The 16197-nt window shown below is 69.6% G+C and carries 16 protein-coding genes; 2 read left to right on the top strand and 14 right to left on the bottom strand.

The window, feature by feature from the left end:
• Window positions 1-436: 436 nt before the first annotated feature.
• The 7 genes from K344_RS0109225 to K344_RS0109195 form a co-directional block, all read right to left on the bottom strand.
• Window positions 437-952 carry a RidA family protein gene (locus K344_RS0109225; RefSeq protein ID WP_051362068.1) on the bottom strand — a complete coding sequence of 172 codons (516 nt, stop codon included), beginning with the start codon at window positions 950-952 and terminating at the stop codon, window positions 437-439.
• Between the two features lie 3 nt (window positions 953-955).
• Window positions 956-1396: a c-type cytochrome gene (locus tag K344_RS0109220; RefSeq protein ID WP_028080426.1), complete on the bottom strand. Its 441-nt coding sequence runs from the start codon at window positions 1394-1396 to the stop codon at window positions 956-958.
• A 12-nt stretch (window positions 1397-1408) separates the two neighbouring features.
• On the bottom strand, window positions 1409-2983 hold the full coding sequence (locus K344_RS0109215) for a flavin monoamine oxidase family protein (RefSeq protein ID WP_028080425.1): 1575 nt from the start codon (window positions 2981-2983) through the stop codon (window positions 1409-1411).
• Between the two features lie 297 nt (window positions 2984-3280).
• Window positions 3281-6022 (bottom strand): TonB-dependent receptor plug domain-containing protein, encoded by a 2742-nt coding sequence (locus tag K344_RS0109210; protein ID WP_043114176.1) that lies wholly within the window; start codon window positions 6020-6022, stop codon window positions 3281-3283.
• Between the two features lie 129 nt (window positions 6023-6151).
• Window positions 6152-6439: a hypothetical protein gene (locus tag K344_RS24325; RefSeq protein WP_169729278.1), complete on the bottom strand. Its 288-nt coding sequence runs from the start codon at window positions 6437-6439 to the stop codon at window positions 6152-6154.
• A 50-nt stretch (window positions 6440-6489) separates the two neighbouring features.
• The gene (locus K344_RS0109200; protein WP_028080422.1) at window positions 6490-7560 is read right to left on the bottom strand and encodes a FecR family protein; all 1071 of its coding nucleotides are present in this window, start codon (window positions 7558-7560) and stop codon (window positions 6490-6492) included.
• Window positions 7561-7680: 120 nt separating this feature from the next.
• The gene (locus K344_RS0109195) at window positions 7681-8469 is read right to left on the bottom strand and encodes an RNA polymerase sigma factor (protein WP_245586169.1); all 789 of its coding nucleotides are present in this window, start codon (window positions 8467-8469) and stop codon (window positions 7681-7683) included.
• Here K344_RS0109195 and K344_RS20985 point away from each other — a divergent pair.
• Together K344_RS20985 and K344_RS22985 are read left to right on the top strand one after the other, a co-directional pair.
• Entirely contained in the window at window positions 8444-9025 is a 582-nt protein-coding gene (locus K344_RS20985) for a sigma-70 family RNA polymerase sigma factor (protein ID WP_245586168.1), read from the top strand. The two genes, K344_RS0109195 and K344_RS20985, sit on opposite strands and share 26 nt — an antisense overlap.
• Window position 9026: 1 nt before the next feature.
• The gene (locus tag K344_RS22985; protein ID WP_051362067.1) at window positions 9027-9752 is read left to right on the top strand and encodes an anti-sigma factor; all 726 of its coding nucleotides are present in this window, start codon (window positions 9027-9029) and stop codon (window positions 9750-9752) included.
• 11 nt (window positions 9753-9763) lie between these two features.
• Here the strand turns inward: K344_RS22985 and K344_RS0109180 are convergent, their stop codons facing one another.
• From K344_RS0109180 to K344_RS20975, 7 genes are read right to left on the bottom strand one after another with little or no spacing between them, the layout of a single operon-like run.
• Window positions 9764-10534: a hypothetical protein gene (locus K344_RS0109180; RefSeq protein ID WP_028080420.1), complete on the bottom strand. Its 771-nt coding sequence runs from the start codon at window positions 10532-10534 to the stop codon at window positions 9764-9766.
• Window positions 10534-11580, bottom strand: coding sequence for an SAM-dependent methyltransferase (locus tag K344_RS0109175; protein ID WP_028080419.1), 1047 nt, complete (start codon window positions 11578-11580; stop codon window positions 10534-10536). Before K344_RS0109175 ends, K344_RS0109180 begins: the two co-directional genes overlap by 1 nt.
• Entirely contained in the window at window positions 11577-12371 is a 795-nt protein-coding gene (locus K344_RS0109170) for a DUF1295 domain-containing protein (RefSeq protein WP_245586167.1), read from the bottom strand. The genes K344_RS0109175 and K344_RS0109170 overlap by 4 nt, the downstream gene beginning before the upstream one ends.
• Window positions 12368-12835, bottom strand: a complete 468-nt coding sequence (locus tag K344_RS0109165; RefSeq protein WP_028080417.1) for a DUF2062 domain-containing protein — start codon at window positions 12833-12835, stop codon at window positions 12368-12370. Before K344_RS0109165 ends, K344_RS0109170 begins: the two co-directional genes overlap by 4 nt.
• Window positions 12832-14082 (bottom strand): SAM-dependent methyltransferase, encoded by a 1251-nt coding sequence (locus tag K344_RS0109160; protein WP_084197210.1) that lies wholly within the window; start codon window positions 14080-14082, stop codon window positions 12832-12834. The genes K344_RS0109165 and K344_RS0109160 overlap by 4 nt, the downstream gene beginning before the upstream one ends.
• Window positions 14082-14858 (bottom strand): DUF1365 domain-containing protein, encoded by a 777-nt coding sequence (locus K344_RS0109155; protein WP_028080415.1) that lies wholly within the window; start codon window positions 14856-14858, stop codon window positions 14082-14084. The genes K344_RS0109160 and K344_RS0109155 overlap by 1 nt, the downstream gene beginning before the upstream one ends.
• Window positions 14855-16195 (bottom strand): NAD(P)/FAD-dependent oxidoreductase, encoded by a 1341-nt coding sequence (locus tag K344_RS20975; protein ID WP_084197208.1) that lies wholly within the window; start codon window positions 16193-16195, stop codon window positions 14855-14857. The genes K344_RS0109155 and K344_RS20975 overlap by 4 nt, the downstream gene beginning before the upstream one ends.
• Between the last annotated feature and the right edge of the window lie 2 nt (window positions 16196-16197).

Here is a 16197-nt window from a genome sequence, read left to right as displayed (position 1 = left end):
GTCGCGCAGCCGGAAAACCACTGGGGCCTGTTACCGCCATGGGCATCGCCGTGACCGAGACCGCTTTGCCGCAGCGCAAGAAGCGAGGAGCGACGTGTACTCGCAGTACACGAGCGACGAGCGACGCCGCGCTGCGGCAAAACGGTCCGGCCCTGCGGCTGCCGTCTGGCAGGCCGCCAGGCGGCGTTGCGGGGCGCTTCCTGGGAATCACCCAGGTGCGCGTCCCGCGCCTGGCCTGGCGGCCTGCCAGACGGCATCACAGCGATGCCCATGGCGGTAACAGACCCTACTGTTCACTGCAGTGCCGCCGCCTTCAGCAATGCAAAACGCAGGCCACGCGCCCGGTCGCGGCGGATGCCGCGCGCCTACGGAAAAATGCGCCGGCTCGCATCGAACCGGCGCGTGTTGGACCGCTGCGGTGCATCTACGGGCACATTTACGGGCGCACGGCCATGACCTCGACTTCGACCAGATACTGCGGGCCGGCCAGCGCCGCCACCTGCACCGTCGAACGCGCCGGCACGTTGGGCTGTTCCGGCGTGCCGAAGAACTTGGTGTACGACTTCATCATGCCGCCGAAGTCGAGCTTGCCTTCCTTGGCCGGATCGCCGGCGAGGAAGACCGTCATCTTGACGACATCCTTCATGCCGAGACCCATCGATTTCAGGTCTTCCTCGATCACCTTCAGCGCGCCATAGGTCTGCGTCTCGGTGTCGCCGAGCGAAGCCGGCGATTCCTTCGGCGCCTTGGGGTCGACGACGACCTGCGACAGCTTGCCGGACAGGAACACCAGCGTCTTGCCGGCCGGCACTTCGACGGCCGAGGCGATCGGCGCCTTCTTCGGGTTGTAGATCACCACCGCCTTGTCGGCGGCCTGCGCGGCGGATGCGAACAACAGCGCGGCGCCGAGCGCGGCGGACGGCAGTCCAAGCGATAGGACTCTCTTGATCATTCCTTACTCTCCTGTCTCGGGTTTCGTGGGTAAAAGGACTTTCACTTCGGCCGGCGTGACGACGTCGGTGTAGGCGTTGCCGAAATGCGTGCGCACGTAGTTGACCACGGCGGCGATCTGCTCGGCGCTCAGCGAGTGGCCGAAGCCGGGCATCGCGCGCGAGCCGTTGACGACCAGCACCAGCGGATACTGCTTGGCGGCGAGGCGCGGATTGGCGGCGAGCGCCGGATACGTGCCGGCGCCGGTCGCGCCCTTGGCGTCCGGCATGTGGCAGCCCTGGCAGATGCCCTTGTACAGCGCTTCGCCGTCCTTCTCCTCGAAGCCGTAGCCCTTGCTGAAGATCGTGCCGGAGGTGAGGTCGGCCTGCGCCTGCGCGGCACCGGCCAGCGCCAGCAGCAGCGCGGCGCACAGGGTCCGGGCGATCACATGGTTTGCGGATTTCATCGTGATGCCCCCTTAGCGATTGACGACGTGCTGGTGCAGGCGCGTGATCGCGTCGATCGACGACGTGACCGCGCCCTCCTGCCAGGCCGGGATGTACGAGGCGTGCTCGCCGGCCAGCAGGATGCGGTTGTCGAGCTGGCAGAGATTGTCGTAGTGCTGCGCGCGCGTCTCGTCGGTCCAGCCGCCGGCGCAGCCGAGCGTCCACGGCACGCGGTGCCAGCCGACGGCGATGCCGTTCTCGAATTCCTGCTTGTACTGCGGATGGATCATCGCGCCGTACTCGTAGGCTTTCTTCACGCGCTCCGCCGGCGGCAGCGCGGTGAACTCGAAGGCGTTCGGCCCGAACACGTAAGCCCCGAGCAGCACACCCTTGCCGCCGCTGTGGTAGCCGGTGTTCGGATAGCCGATCGTGCGGATCGGCAGATTGGTGTAGCTGATGCCGCCGTAGATGTGCTCGTCCTGTTCCCAGAAGCGGCGCTTGAACTGCAGGCCGACCTTGACCGCCGACATGTACGGCACGGCGTTGATCGCCGCCTGCATCTTGGCGCCGACGTTGATGTCGATCTGGCTCAGCACCGACAGCGGAATCGTGCACAGGCAGTAGTCCGCGCTCGCCGTGCGCGGCTCGCCGCCGCTCTTCGCGTCGACGTAGGTCACCGCGACCTTCTTGCTGTCCTGCCGGATCTTGACGACCTTGGCGTTGTACTGGATGACGCTCGCCAGCTCGCGACCGAAGGCCTCGCCGATCCGGCCCATGCCGCCGACCGGCTGGAACAGCGTGGTCTGCATCTCGTAGTTGTGGCCGGCGCTGATCGAGGCCCAGAGCTGCGACTTGAGCAGCTCGCTCATGCCGGTGATGTCGGTCGAGTACACCGGCCGCGCCGAAAGACCGCCGCTCGGCGCCTTCTGGAACCCGCGGCGGTTGCTGGACGCTTCGCCCGGCGCGTACTTGTAGTCCTTGTCGAGCGCACCCCAGGATTTCAGCGAGGCGAGCAGCATTTCCTGATCTTCCTTGCTGACCAGCGCGTCGAGCTTCTTCTGGTTCGTCGCCTTGGCCAGCAGCTCGGCGATCTGGCCGTGGTAATCGGCCTGGATCTCGCGGTAGCGCTGCGGCTTGCCGCCGAAGGCCTCGGTCGAATGCACGAAGGCGTTGTAGTTGACCTGCACGAAGGGCTCGAGCGCGACGCCGAGGCGGCGGCAGTAATCGAGGATGCCGTGATGGTGGTAGGGGATGCGCCAGGGGCCGGGGTTCAGATACAGGCCCGGATCGAACTCGCACTTCTGCGTGAAGCCGCCGAGCTCGGTATAGCTGTCGCCGCCGCGCAGGGACCAGTTGCGGCCGCCGGCGCGGTTGTTGTACTCCAGCACCTGCACCTTGTAGCCGGCGTTGCGCAGTTCCATCGCCGCCACCATGCCGGCGATGCCGGCCCCGAGGATCAGCACCGAAGCGCCCCTGGGGTTGCCTTCGAGCTTGATCGGCCCCTTGTAGGTCGACTCGCTGACCAGGCCCATGCCGGCCATCGCGCGATACGAGACGGCACTGCCGGCGACACTGCCGATCAGCGTCAGCAACTCGCGCCGGCTCATCACGGTCGGCGCCTTCGTTGAACTCATGAATGACTCCCCTTCTTGCTGGTGACGGATCTCGCGGGCGTCAGCGACGTCGCGATCCCTGCCTCTTGAACGTTTGATGCGCGGCGCATGGAAATGCCGCGCCGCAATGCCCCCTCATGCGTCTTCCTCGTCGTCCACGCTACGCAGGGCGCTGCGGAGCGACAAGGGCGGAAAACGCCCACTTTGCCAACCGCCCGTCCGCGCGCTTCCGCGCTGCGCAAAAGAAAGCGGCGACCTCGCGGCCGCCGCAATCCACCGGGAAGTGAAGCTTCAGAAGCTGTAGCTGACCTTGCCGAAGTAGCGGGCGCCGAAGAAGCCGACCGGGCTGCCCGACTTGTAGACGGTCGCCGTCGATGTCGAATAGCCATCGACATACTTCTGGTAGACCTCGCCCTTGACCTTGTTCGGGTAATTGTTGAACAGGTTGTCGGCGCCGACGCTGAACTTGAGCGTCTTCACCGGCTTGAAGGCGAACTCGACATTGGTGATCGGCATGCCGCCGATCTTGTCCTTGTACCAGCCGTCGGCGTCGATGCCGTTGGCGCCGTAGAGATCGGTATAGCTCGTGTGCGCCCAGGTGTAGCTCGAGCCGTACCAGCTTTCCTGCACGTTGAGCGAGAACTTGCCCATCGTCAGCAGCGCGCCGAGATTGACGCGGTACTTCGGCGAGCCGGTCGTGTAGGTGCTGAGCGTGTCCTTGCCGTACAGCGTGCCGCCGCCCAGTTCCTCCGGCATGGCCGCCACCTTGGTGACCTTGGTCTCGTTGTAGTTGCCGCTCAGCGTCCAGTCGACGCTGCCCCAATCGAAGGCCATCGGATACGTCGTGACCAGGTCCACGCCGCGCGTCCGTGTCGACAGCGAGTTGTTGAACAGCAGCACGTCGATGTTGGCGCGCGCCGAAGGATCGAGCGTACCGCCCGGACCCTGCGGATTCGCCGGATCGCCGATGTAGCCCTGCTCGGCAAGCACCGTACCGATCGCGACATTGAACGGACCGCCCGGTTCGCCGTGGCAGGGCATGGCGATGGAGTCGTGCACGCCGCCGCCCGGCTCGTTCTCGGCGTAGCAGAGATCGGCTTGGAGAATGCGATCCTTGATCTCGATCTGGTAGGCGTCGATCGTCGTCGTCATCTTCGGGATCGGGTGCAGCACCAGACCGAAGCTGAAGTTCGTCGAGGTCTCCGGCTTCAGGCCGCTGCCGAGCCCAAGCGACGCCGCGCCCGGACCGTTCGGCTGCAGCACCGGGCTCGCCGAGGTCGGGCCGACGTTGACCGCCGAGTAGTACTCCTCGCCCAGGGTCGGCGCGCGGAAGCCGGTGCTCACCGTGCCGCGCACGGCGACCGCATCGCTGATGTCGTAGCGCGTGGTCAGCTTGCCGACGGTCTTGCTGCCGAAGTCGCTGTAGTGCTCGAAACGGCCGGCGAGATCGATCTGCCAGGCTTCGACCGGCGTGAGGATGAAGTCGACGTAGCCGGCAATGTTGTTGCGCGAGTAGTCGCCGGTGTTGAGCGCGGGGTTGTAGCCGGGGAACGACGACGCGCCGGCGCCGTAGTACGAGGCCGGTTCACCCGGATCGATGCCATAGGTGTCGTGGCGGTGTTCTACGCCCATCGCCACCGTCATCGGCGCGGCCAGGCCGATCGCGAAATCGTGCGAGATGTCGAGATTGGTGGTCAGCTGCGAAGCGTTGAAGGTGCCGTCGTAGAAGTCGGTCGGCGAGGCGCCGGTGTCGGCGTACAGCGTGAAGTTCATCGAGTTGATGGTGTGAACATCCATCTTGTCCTTGCCGTAGGAACTCGACAGATCCCAGTTCCAGTCGGCGAACGCGCCCTTCACGCCCATGGTCAGCGCGTAATCGGTTTCGTCGGACATCTCGCTCGGCCAGAAGCCGAACGGATACAGGTATTCCTGCTCGCCCGTGGTCGGATTCGTGTAGCCGCCGCCCTGCGTCGGGCGACGGTAATTCTCGAACGACTGCGCCTGCTTCTTGCCGAAGCTGCCGAAGCTGTAGAAATCGATGCCGCCGCCGAGCTCGGCGCCGGCGTTGAAGAAGCCGATCTGCTTGTGCACTTCCGGCGGCGCGCCCCAGGGATTCAGCTTCGGGAAGCCCTTGGCGTAGATCATGTTCTGGTTGACGAGATTGGACTGGTAGGTCTCATCGGGACAGCTGCCGCCCTCCGACACCGGACCGTCGAGCAGGCACTGCGCCGGCCCGTAGGTTCCCTCGCGATGCGCCGTCGCCTGGTTGAGCACCTCGGCCGTCAGGTTGAGGAACATCTTGTCGCTGCCGAAGCCGATGTTGCCGGCGAGGTTCGAGGTTCCGCCGCCGCCGTCCTGGTAGCCGGCGTAGCCGCCGTCGGCGACACCGCCTTCATAACCTTTCTTGAGGATGATGTTGATGACGCCGGCGATGGCGTCCGAGCCGTACTGCGCGGCGGCGCCGTCGGTCAGCACTTCGATGTGATCGATCGCATCGCTCGGAATGAAGGCGAGGTCCGCCACTTCGGCGCCGGTCACCGCGCCGCCGCCGACCGCGACATTGGCGGTGATGTGGCGGCGCTTGCCGTTGACCAGCACCAGCGCGTGGTTCGGCGACAGGCCGCGCAGGCGCGCGGTGAGCGTCTGGCTTTCCATGTCGCCCCCGGTCTGTTCGGCATTGAACGACGGCACCATCGTCGCGATCGCATTGACCAGATCGGTCGCGCCGGATTGCTTCAGCGTTTCGACGCCGATCACCTGTACCGGCGCCGGGCTGTCGGAGGCCTGCATGCCGACCTTGCGCGTGCCGGTGACGATCACTTCCTCGACGCTGTCGTCAGCCGCCGGCTCCGGCGCCGGTGCCGGGTCCGGATCGGCCACGGCGACTTCGGTCGCCGCGGCGTCGGTGCTCTGCGCGTGCGCGTTCTGCACCGCGAGCGCGGCGCCGAGCACCAGCGATGCACAGGCCCAGGCACGCGCCGGCACGCGCGGGCGCATCGATTCGAGGACTGCCCCAATACCATTCACGTTCATCACGACTGACTCCCTTTACTCTGTCTGCCGCTTGTTGCGTGGGCGCGCGACGGCGTGCCCTTCCCAACTTCAAAACGCGCGGCAAAATGAATTCGGAAATCCGGTCAACCACAATTTTCGCGAATAGGATCAGTTGCGTTCTGTTGGCGCAGCGATGCCATCCGGCGGTGCGCCGATGCGCGACGATGAGGCAGAGGCATCGCCTCGGGGCAAGCGCTGCGGGCCGGCGGCGCCCGGGCCTTCCCCGCGCGCGGCGCGCCAGGCGCGCGCCGGCGTGATGTCGCGCGGCCGCAGCGGTGCCGCGGCGCGCGCGCCGGCGTATTTCTTCAGGCGTTGACGGATGCGGCCCATGCGCGTTCTCGCTGTGGCAACGAAGCGGGAACGCGCGGCGACGCGCAATCGGAAAAAGGCGCGCATCATGCGACGGCCGCGTGCCTGCGGCCGCCGTCAGGGGAATGCGGCGGGGATCAGCTCTTCAGCGCGGCGCGCGTCGCCTCGCGGCGGCGCAGCAGCGCACGGCCCTCGGCATCGCGCTGCACGTCGACGGGGAACACTTTCTCGATCGCCGCGAGCCACTCGGTCTCGCGCCCCTGCACGATCGTGCCGGTATAGCGCAGGCCGTCGAGCGAGGCGTCGGCGATGACGACCTCGTGGCGCGCATAGCGATTGAGGTTGGCGACGACGATCGACAGATCCTCGTCGACGAACTGCAGGCGGCCCTGGCGCCAGGTCGTGGCGGCGACGCGGTCGGCCGGGCGCACGCTGAGACCCTGCGCGGCGTCGGCGACCACCAGCTGGCCGGCGGCGACGCGGATCGCGCCGTCGTTCGGCAGGCGCGTCTGCGCCGACTGCGCGGCATTGAGCGACGCCGCGTTCTCGACGTCGACGGCGCCCTGCGTGACGACGACCTCGACGTGCGCGCCGGTCTTGCGGATGTTGAAGGCGGTGCCGACGGCGACGACCTTCAGGCGGCCGACCCGCACCACGAACGGCCGCTGCACATTGTGCGCGACTTCGAAGTAGGCCTCGCCGTCGCCGAGCTGCAGATCGCGCACGTCGGCGGAATAGGCGACGTCGAGGCGCGTCGCCGCGCCGAGCGCGACGTGCGAGCCGTCGCTGAGCTCGAGTTCGCGGCTCTGCGCCTTGGCGGTCACGTAGACCGCGCGCTGCACGGCACCCGTCCCGTGGTTCGCATACAGATAGACGCCGGCGCCGATCAGCGCCGCGCAGAAGCCCGCCGCCAGCGCCAGACGCCAGGGTTTGCGCGCGCGCCTTTGCCGATCCGCCGGCGGCGCCGAGCCCGGCGTCGCGTCGTCGAGCAGCTCGCGCATCAGACCGGCGCGCGTCTGCGCATCCAGGGCTTCGAAACGGCCGCCCAGCGCCTCGATCTTCTCGAAGGCCTGCAGGTTCGCCGCATCGCGCTGGCACCAGTCGAGCCATTCGCTGACGGTCTCCGGCGCCACGTCGGCCTCGCGCAGGCGCTGCCACCACAGGGCCGCCTGTTCCAGGCCGGTCGTCGTTGTTTCCTTCGGATTCATTGCCAACCCCTCCGAAGGGCATTGTCCCAGATTTGCGATGCACACACGAACCGCCGCCGGCCGCCCGACGGGCAGCACGTCACGGATGGCAGCGCGTGAATCGTCAGGGAATGCTTGGGATCAGGAGTTCGCTTCATCCATACGCTGCCGGCACGTGGCCATCGCGCGGGCAACATAGTGACGGATCATGCGGTCGGTGAGATGCATCTGGGCCGCGATTTCCTGCACGCTTTGACCGGCGAAGACATGCAGCATGAACGCGCGGCGGCACTTTTCCGGAAGTTCGCGCAGCGCGGCCTTGATGAGCACCAGTTCCTCCTGCGCCATGGCCATGCGGTCCGGGCCGGGGCGGGTCAGCAGATCCTCGAAGAATTCCTGCGGCGAGTTGCGCTCGCGCACCTGGCGCTGGCGCAGGCGGTCGATGGCGAGGTTGCCGGCGATGGCGAACAGGTGCGCGCGCAGGAAGCTGACGGCGGAGCCCTGATCGAGCTGCAGCAGGCGCACGTAGGCTTCCTGCGCGACGTCCTGCGCCTCGGCTTCCGACTGCAGGCGCGCGACGAGAAAGCCGATCAGCGCGCGATTGTGTTCCTGGAACAGGCGCCGCACCAATTCCGACCGCGCCGCCGCGCTGAGGGGCGTGCGATCGGCCTGCTGCACGTCGCCCGCATCGTCAGTCGGCATCGTTGCCACTGTTTCTGCCACGGCCTGCATGTCCTGCGTCCTCGACTCCGGTGTCGGTATCCGGGCAACGCAAATTCCGGGCCGTCCGCCGCCGATTTCCGCAAATTGCCGCTCGCACGTTGTTGCCTTGTTGAGGTTTTCTGCAGTCATCGTGCGGCGAAGCCAGTATGATCGTCGCACCGCCCGACCGATGCCCGACGACGTGCCTTCCGCCGACAACGCCGACACGCTGTCCCTGCTGCTCGCCGCCAGCGGTCGCGGCGATGAAAACGCCTTTGCCGAACTGTACGCGCTGACCAGCCCGAAACTGTTCGCGATCCTGCTGCGTATCATGAAGACACGGGAATGGGCCGAGGATGCTTTGCAGGACTGTTACTTGCGCATTTGGCAGAACGCCGAGCGCTACACGCCGGAGCGCGGCGCGCCGATGGCCTGGCTCGCCACCATCGCCCGTTATCGCGCGCTGGACCTGCTGCGCGCGCGCCGGCCGGACAGCGAGCCGGCCGGCACCGAGCCGGTCGACGAGGACTTCGACGACAACGACCATGCGCCTGCGCACGACCAGACGCCCGAGGACTACGCCGCCGAGGCCGAAGGCCTGGCCCGCCTCGACGACTGCATGCGCGAGCTGCCGGCCGAGCAGCGCGGCATCGTCCTGCTGGCCTACTACCAGGGCTGCACGCACAGCGAGATCGCGGCGCGCACGCGCACGCCGATGGGCACCGTGAAGTCCTGGCTGCGCCGCGGCCTGCTGCGCCTGCGCGACTGCCTGGGAGGCGCCTGACATGGACCCGCGCGCCGACGACGAACGCAGTCTGCTGGCCGCCGAGTACGCGCTCGGCACGCTCGAAGCCGATGCCCGCCGCGAGGCCGAGGCGCTGCTGGCGCGCGACGAGGGCTTCCGCCGTGAGCTGTGGTGGTGGGAGCGCCGTTTCGCCGGGCTCGGCCTGCGCCTCGCGCCGCTGCCGCCGCGGCCGCTGGTCTGGCTCGGCCTGCAGCGCCGCATCGCCGGCGCCGCGGTGACGCCGCTGCGCCGCGCGCCGCGCGCGACGGCGACGACGGCCTGGGCGTGGACCGCCAGCGCCGCCGCGCTGGTGCTCGCCGTGGCGCTCGGCGTGCAGATGCGCAAACCGCCGCAGGTCATCACCGAGCGCGTCGAGGTGCCGGTGGCGGCCACCAGCTACGTCGCCGTGCTGCAGATGCCGCAGTCGGACATGCACTGGACGGTGAGCGCCACGCCGGCGCGCGACGCGCTGGCGATCCGCGCCGGCGGCCAGCCGCCCGCCGCGGTCGCCGGTCACGACGTCGAACTGTGGCTGATCACCGACGCCGGCCCGGTCTCGCTCGGTCTGCTGCCGGTGTCCGGCGAACTGCGTCGCGCCCTGCCCGCCCACCTGCCGCTCGCCGCCGGCCGCACCCTGGCCGTCAGCCTCGAACCGCAGGGCGGCTCGCCGACCGGCAAGCCGACCGGCCCGGTGCTGACCACGGCGGCGATCCTGCAGAGCGGCTGAGGCCGTCGCCCTCAGGGCGGCGGCAGCGGCAGGGCCTGCGCCGGCGGCTGCGCGGAGAAGCTCACGCGCACGTTCCAGCTCGCGCCGCTCGCCGGATCGTGCACATTCGACGGTCCGCGGTATTCGAGCAGGCGTCGCCGCTCGGGGTCGTAGACCAGTTGCAGCGGCGCGACCAGCAGGCGCAGCAGCGAATCCGGTTCGGCCTGCAGCCGCACGGCCGGCCGGCCTTCGAACTGCGTGTCGCCGAGTTCGCGCACGCGCAGGCGATAGGCATCGAGACGGCCGGCGGCGATGAAGCGGAACGCCAGCGTCGCGCCGCGGCGCAGGGCGTCGAGATGATCGAGCAGCAGGCTGTTGAAGCCGGCGTCGGCGGCCAGCGTGCCGTCGAGCGCGAGTTCGCGCCGCCGCAATGGCGCGTCGGCGCGCTCGCGCTTGATCAGCTGCACGTCGCGGCCCGCGACCGCCGTGATGCCTTCCAGATAGCCGTCGCCCGGCACCTCGAGCCGGTAGGTCGGCACGTACGGACTGGCACTGAAATCGAGCGTCTTGCGCGCAAACTCGCGGCCCTGCGCGTCGACGTAGCGCACCTCGCCGCCGAGCCAGCGCTCGCCGTCGTAGCGCTGGCGGTGCGCCTCGGTGTAGAGGAAGCGGCCGCTGTCGAGTTCGAAGGCGTAGCCGTAGAAACGCTCGACGCGCTCGGCGCCCGCCGCGCGGCCGAGCAGCAGCGCCAGCGCCAGCCCGGCCGCGTACCGCGGCGCCGCGCGCGAGGCGCGCATCGGCATCAGGCCTGCGCCTTGCGCGGCGCGAACAGGTAGTGCGCCACGCCCCATTCGCCGCCGCCGGCATGGCCGAACAGCTCGGCGACCGCCATGTAGAACATGCGCCAGCGCTGCACCATGAGCGCCGCCTGCGCTGCGCCGAACGTGCCGGCGAAGAGCCGATGGATGTCGTGGCGCCGCGCGTCGAGCTGCGCCAGCCAGTCCTCCGCCGTGCGCGCGTAGTGCGTGCCGGGCAGCCACCAGTCCCGCTCGAGGCGCAGATCGCCCTGGAACTCGGCGAGCAGCGCGCGCGAGGGCATCAGGCCGCCGCGGAAGAAGTGCTTCGTCATCCAGTCGCTGGCGTCGCGCTCCTCGAAGGGATAGCTCAGCTCGCGGTGCGCGAAGACGTGCACGAACAGGCGGCCGTCGGCACGCAGCCAGCCGGCGATCTTGGCGAGCAGGCGCTCGTAGTTGCGCATGTGCTCGAACATCTCGATCGACAGCACGCGGTCGAAGCCCTTGCCGAGCACTTCGTCCGGAAACTCGAACGTGGCGATGTCGCCGGTCACGATCTGCAGATTGCGCAGGCCGAGTTCGGCGGCGCGGCGCAGGATGAATTCGCGCTGCCCGTGCGAGTTCGACAGGCCGACGATCTGCGCGCGCGGATAGCGGCGCGCGAGCCACAGCGACAGCGAACCCCAGCCGCAACCGAGGTCGAGCACGCGCTGCCCGTCGCCCAGCGCGGCGCGCTCGGCGTAGCGATGCAGCATCGCCGCCTCGGCGCCGGACAGCGACTCGCCGCCGTCGTCGTAAAGACAGCAGGAGTACTTGAGATGCGGGCCGAGATGCATCTCGAAGAAGGCCGGCGGCACCTCGTAGTGCTGCTCGTTGGCGGCGCCGGTGTCGATGGCGATCGGGCTCGCGCGCAGTTCGGCGAGCCAGGCGGCGCGCGCCGCCGGCGTGTCGCGCCGCCGCTCGTCGCGCAGGCGCTGTGCGATGAGGCGCCGCATGCCGAGGCGGGTCAGGAAGTCGGGGATGTAACCGCGCTCGCAGAGATCGATGAGATTCATGAACGGGGAGGCCAGGGAATGAGAACGGAAGTGCGCCGCACGTAGTCGCGATAGCCGGGCTTGCGCCGCATCAGCTCCGCTTCGAGCAGCGGTACGCCGGAGAAGCGCAGCAGCAGCGTCGCCATCACCAGCGGCGCGATGAGCGTCGCCCAGCCCCAGGGCGCGCCGAGCGCGAGCGGCACGTAGGCGCACCAGTGCAGGCATTCGAAGAAGTAGTTGGGGTGCCGCGACCAGCGCCACAGGCCGTCGGCGCAGACCTCGCCGCGGCGCGCCGGATCGGCGCGGAAAGCGGCCATCTGCGCATCGGCGACGCCTTCACCGAACACCGCGACGAGCCAGATCGCGACCGCGAGCAGCATCGCCGGCGACGACGGCGCGGCGCCGCGCCAGGCGACCGGCAGGAAGGCGCTCGCCGCCAGCGCCAGGGTGAACAGATTCTGGAACTGGAAGAAGGCGAACAGGCGCGCCGGCGCCGCCGCGCCCCAGCGTTCGCGCAGCTGCGCGTAGCGCCAGTCCTCGGCCGCGCCGAAATTGCGACGCCACAGATGCGTGCCGAGACGCAGGCCCCAGCCGCCGCCCATCAGCGCCAGCAGCACGCGCACCGACGGCGGCGCGCTGCCGAGCGCGGCGAGCAGCAGGGCCACGCCGCCCAGCGTCCAGGCCCAGACCGGATCGACGAGGCCGGCGTTGCCGGTGCGCCGCTGCAGCCACCAGGCGAAGCACTTGGCGGCGAACGCCAGCGCCGCGGCGGCGAGCATGGCCTGCGCCGGCGTGCATGGCGCCGCGCTCATGCCGGCACCTCGCGGCCGGCGATGCGCCGCAGCGGCAACAGCAGGGCGCCGTACAGCGTGCCGACCAGCAGCGGGCTCAGCAGCAGCCAGACGACGATGCCGGCGACGCCGACGCGCGCATAGTCGGCGACGAACGCCCAGGGATCGGCGTCGAAGCGCCGCAGCAGATCGGCGACCGACAGCAGCGGCACCGGCGTCATGCCGAACAGCCATTCGCCGGCGCGATAGAACGGCAGCAGCAGCGCGAGCTGCAGGGGATAGACCAGATAGTTGGCGAGCTGCAGCAGCGGCTGGTTGAGGCGCAGCAGCACGCCGGCGACGGCGCAGAGCATGGTCGTCGCGCCGAGCACCGGGAAGATGCCGAGCGCGAACGCCAGGCCGAGCGCCAGCGCCAGACGCCGCGGCGTCACGCCCTGCAGCAGTTGCTGGCGCAGCAGCGCGAGCAGGCGGGCGCGGCGCGTCATGGCGCGACCGCCGGCTTGCGCAGCGTCAGCTGCATGAGATCGATGCTGCCGGTCGAGAAGCCGCACTCGCAGTAGGCGAGGTAGTAGCGCCACATGCGCAGGAAGCGGATGCCGTATGCCTGCTCGATGGCGCCGGCGTGCTCGAGCACGCCGCGGTGCCAGCAGGCCAGCGTGCGCGCGTAGTCGTGCGCGAAGAAGGCCGGCGCCTCGGGCGCGAGGCCGACCGCGCGCGCCTGCGCCATGAGCAGCGCCGGCGTGCTCAACATGCCGCCGGGGAAGATGTACTTCTGGATGAAATCGCGCTTGCGGCGGTAGGCCTCGAAGATGCCCGGATCGATGGTGATGCCCTGCAGCGCGGCGACGCCGCCGGGCGCGAGCAGGCGCGCGATGGTGGCGAAGTAAGTCGGCCACCAGGCCTCGCCGACCGCCTCGTACATCTCGATCGACACCACGCGGTCGTAGGTCTCGACGCCGAGATCGCGATAGTCCTGCAGGCGGAACTGCACGCGGTCGGCAAGCCCCGCCGCGGCGGCGCGGCGCTCGGCCTCGCGCAGCTGTTCCTGCGAAAGCGTGATGCCGGTGACGCGACAGCCGCTGCGCTGCGCGGCATGGATCGCGAAGCCGCCCCAGCCGCAGCCGATCTCGAGCAGGTGCTGGCCGGGACCGAGTTGCAGGCGCTCGCAGAGCAGCTCGAACTTGTGGCGCTGCGCCTCGGCCAGCGGCTGTTCGGGCGTCGCGAACACGGCGCTCGAGTAGGCCATGCTCGGGTCGAGCCACTGCGCGTAGAACGCATTGCCGAGATCGTAGTGGTACTCGATGTTGCGCCGCGCGCCGCGCCGCGTATTGCGTCGCGCGCGATGACGCAGCAGCCCCCACAGGCGCGCCAGCGCGTTGCGCTCGTAGGGGCCGCGCACGCGGTTCTCGTTGCGGTACAGCACTTCGAGCAGGGCGCTCAGATCGGGCGAGTCCCAGTGCCCGGCCATGTAGGCCTCGCCGAAGCCGACCTCGCCGCGCGCGAGCACGTAGCCGAGCAGGCGCGGGCTGTGAATGCGCAGCTGGCCGTGCGGGCCGGCTTGCGCGCCCTCGAGCCGCGCGCCGGTGCCGTCGGGCCACTCGATATCGAGGCGGCCGATGGCGAAATCGCGCAGCATCCATAGCAGCAGCCGCGCCATGCCGCGGCTCGTCACCTCGCGACCCTCGACCGCGCGCGCGGGCAGGCTGGGAAACTCGGGAAGCGGTTGACTCATCAGCTGATCTCCGACGAAGGCGGAAGGGGTTTGGGATAGAAGGGTGCGCGGCGCAGGAACAGGCGCAGCGCCTGCCAGTGGATGGCGACGACGACCTTGACGGTCATCCACGGCATGCCGAGCAGCGCGCGCAGCAGCGCGCCGCTGCTCAGGGCGCGCCGCTCGCCCGCCATGCCGGCATCGAGCACGGCCGCGCCGTGCAGGGTTTCGTGGATGGCGACGCGCAGGCGCTCGCCCGGCGCCTCGAGGCGGAAGCGATAGCGGCCGCCGCGCAGGTCGAGAAACGGCGAGACGTGGAAGACCTTGTCCTTGGCGATCGGCTGCAGCCAGTCGATCGCCGCGCCGCCGCGTTCGAGCACGTAGCTGTGCCGCTCGCCGAAGGTGTTGCGCACCTCGGCGATGACGGCGCGCAGGCGGCCGTCGCGCGCTTCGCAGTACCACAGCGACAGCGGATTGAACGCGTAGCCGAGCAGGCGCGGCAGGCACAGCAGGCGGATGCGGCCGCCGTCCGGCACGATGCCGGCGGCGCGCAGCGCGTCCTCCGCCCAGGCGCGCAGCGCGCCGGGCCGGCGGCCGCCGTGATCGCGATCGTGCAGGCTGAAAAGGTTGAAGCGGTTGTACGAGAACAGCCACAGCGAACGCGACAGCGCCTCGATCTGGTCGATGTCGACCAGCAGGTAGAGCAGCCGGTAGCGGAAGCGCAGCGCCGGCGCGAGGTGCCGGCGATGCACGACGCGGCAATCGTAGAGCGCCGCCGTGGCGACCGTCCTGCTCACGGCACGGCGACCGCGTGCAGCGCGCCGGCCGCCGGCGCCGCTGCGGCCGGCGACGGCGCCGCGCCGAGCACGGCCCAGGTCGGCAGGCAGTGCGGATCGAGGCGCGCGACCACCGCCAGCGCCGACTTCAGGCCGTCCTCGTGGAAACCGAAGCCGGTCCAGGCGCCGGCCCACCACAGGCCGCCGCGGCCCTGCATCGCGCTCAGGTCGCGATGCGTGTCGACCGAGGCGGGGCCGTAGAACGGATGCTCGTAGTCGGTCTCGTAGAGCACCTGCGCGGCGGCGATCGGCCGGCGCGGATTGAGCGTGACGATATAAGGCGTTTCGCTGGCGATGCCCTGCAGCTGGTTCATCCAGTAGCTGCCGCTGATCGGTTCGCGGTGCACCTCGTCGCGCGGATGCAGGTAGTTCCAGCTCGCCCAGGCGAAGCGGCGGCGCGGCAGGAAGCTGCGGTCGGTATGCAGCACGCAGCGGCTGCGCGTGTAGGGAATGCCGCGCAGCACGCGGCGCTCGGTGTCGTCGGCGGCGCCGAGCAGGCGCAGCGCCTGATCGGCGTGCACGGCCGAGATCACCGCGTCGAAGCGCTCGACGCCGGCCGCGCTGTGCACGCGCACGCCGTCGGCGGCGCGCTCGACGCGCCGCACCGGCGTCGCCAGGCGCAGCGTGCCGGCGAAACGCTGCAGCAGGCGCCGCACGTAGACCTGGCTGCCGCCGACCACGGTGTTCCAGCACGGCTGGTTCATGGTGCTGAACAGGCCGTGCGCCTCGAAGAAGCGCATGAAGTCGGCGGCGGGGTATTCGGCGGCCTCGGCCGGCGAGCAGCTCCAGATCAGGCCGGCCATCGGCAGCAGGTAGCGGCTGCGCAGCTCGCCGCCGAAACCCTGCGCGTCGAGGAACGCGCCGAGCGTGCCGTCCGGCAGGCGGTCCTCGCGCAGCAGCTTCCGGCAGCGTGCATTGAGCGCGAGGATGTCGCGCAGCAGGCGCCAGTGCGCGGGCCGCAGCAGATTGCCCGGCTGCGCGAAGAAGGACAGCGGATTGTCGCTGCCGCGCCATTCGTAGGCGCCGTCGCCGAGCGACACCGAGAACGACATCCGCGTCGGCCGCACCGGCACGTCGAGCTCGGCGAACAGCGCCGCCAGGTTCGGATAGTTCTGCGCGTTGAAGACGATCCAGCCGGTGTCGATCGGCTGCGGCCCGGCCGGCGTCGGCACCTCGATGGTGTTGGTGTGGCCGCCGGCGCGCGCGTCCTGTTCGAAGACGACGACGCGATGGCGCTGCTGCAGCGCATGCGCGGCGCCGAGACCGGAAATGCCGGCGCCGATGATGGCGATGTCCAAAC

This window comes from Solimonas soli DSM 21787 (assembly GCF_000474945.1).
In the GTDB taxonomy this organism is placed as follows: Bacteria; Pseudomonadota; Gammaproteobacteria; order Nevskiales; family Nevskiaceae; genus Solimonas; species Solimonas soli.
Note: the sequence above shows the minus strand (reverse complement) of the source record. Positions and strands in the feature narration are given on the sequence as shown.

Coding starts and splice junctions, on each gene's coding strand:
- K344_RS0109225 (WP_051362068.1), bottom strand. CDS start 952: ATGATCAAGAGAGTCCTATCGCTTGGACTGCCGTCCGCCGCGCTCGGC.
- K344_RS0109165 (WP_028080417.1), bottom strand. CDS start 12,835: ATGACGCGCCGCGCCCGCCTGCTCGCGCTGCTGCGCCAGCAACTGCTG.
- K344_RS0109170 (WP_245586167.1), bottom strand. CDS start 12,371: ATGAGCGCGGCGCCATGCACGCCGGCGCAGGCCATGCTCGCCGCCGCG.
- K344_RS0109175 (WP_028080419.1), bottom strand. CDS start 11,580: ATGAATCTCATCGATCTCTGCGAGCGCGGTTACATCCCCGACTTCCTG.
- K344_RS0109215 (WP_028080425.1), bottom strand. CDS start 2,983: ATGAGCCGGCGCGAGTTGCTGACGCTGATCGGCAGTGTCGCCGGCAGT.
- K344_RS0109180 (WP_028080420.1), bottom strand. CDS start 10,534: ATGCCGATGCGCGCCTCGCGCGCGGCGCCGCGGTACGCGGCCGGGCTG.
- K344_RS0109200 (WP_028080422.1), bottom strand. CDS start 7,560: ATGAATCCGAAGGAAACAACGACGACCGGCCTGGAACAGGCGGCCCTG.
- K344_RS0109210 (WP_043114176.1), bottom strand. CDS start 6,022: ATGAACGTGAATGGTATTGGGGCAGTCCTCGAATCGATGCGCCCGCGC.
- K344_RS24325 (WP_169729278.1), bottom strand. CDS start 6,439: ATGCGCGCCTTTTTCCGATTGCGCGTCGCCGCGCGTTCCCGCTTCGTT.
- K344_RS22985 (WP_051362067.1), top strand. CDS start 9,027: ATGGACCCGCGCGCCGACGACGAACGCAGTCTGCTGGCCGCCGAGTAC.
- K344_RS0109220 (WP_028080426.1), bottom strand. CDS start 1,396: ATGAAATCCGCAAACCATGTGATCGCCCGGACCCTGTGCGCCGCGCTG.
- K344_RS0109160 (WP_084197210.1), bottom strand. CDS start 14,082: ATGAGTCAACCGCTTCCCGAGTTTCCCAGCCTGCCCGCGCGCGCGGTC.